The organism is Labilibacter marinus, from assembly GCF_001659685.2.
GTDB classification, from domain to species: Bacteria; Bacteroidota; Bacteroidia; order Bacteroidales; family Marinilabiliaceae; genus Saccharicrinis; species Saccharicrinis marinus.
Window position 1 is genome coordinate 1 of record NZ_LXYE02000050.1, and the last position, 892, is coordinate 892.

Sequence of the window (892 nt, forward strand, 5' to 3'; positions counted from 1 at the left end):
TTCTCTCCAGGTACGACCTTTTTATTTCCGACAACCTCATCACCCATGTAACCACCAACCTCAATGCATCCGAAATTGAAACGCAATACGGTGCCCGTGTCCGAAGCAGACTCCGAGAAATGATGAACGTAATCTCATTTCCCGATGAGGCCAAGGATAAGCGGAAGTAATTCAATCTAAATAGATTCCAATAATCGTAAAAGATATAACAATATGAAATTGCATCACCGACATCAGCAACGCAGCTTGGGACCCAATTTTCTTTTGTTTTGAAAAGGCAGAAAGCTGTCTGAGCAATAGCGAGTTCTTTCTGTCTCAAAATAAAGAAAGAAGTGGGTAAGCGAGTGGTGCCGTCGGCGGACTCTTTCCCTAGTTTCTCGACTGTAGGAGAAAGTAGGAGCCCTTGCGGCTTGAGCAGACGGTAGGAAATCATTTTTTCAAATTCTAAATATGGTTGCCTTGCCATTTAACTACATCACTATAAAACTCTAATACATGAAAACATTCAACAAGCTCTTTGAAAAAGTAATCAAACACGAAGGTTACTACGCCAATGTTACCGGCGACCGCGGCGGAGAAACCTACATGGGTATTACAAGAAACCTACACCCTCATTGGGAAGGATGGAACTTTGTCGATGCGTACAAAATAATGCATGGTATTATCAAACACAATGAAAAAATCAACAATCCTCAATTAACCAAATTGGTGAAGGAGTTCTACAAACATACATTCTACCATAGCTATAACATAGACAAGATTAATCATTATTGCCTACAAGAAATCATCTTCGACTGGTGTGTCAATAGTGGCCATTGGGGAAGCCGAAACATCCAACGTATGTTAAACAAATCCTTTAATGCCTACCTCACCATTGATGGCATTATTGGTT

Annotated in this window: 1 protein-coding gene; it reads left to right on the forward strand. The window is 40.6% G+C overall.

Annotation, left to right across the window (positions count from 1 at the left end):
* Window positions 1-495: 495 nt before the first annotated feature.
* On the forward strand, window positions 496-892 hold a 397-nt coding region (locus A8L32_RS19840; protein ID WP_066632789.1), incomplete at its 3' end, for a glycosyl hydrolase 108 family protein.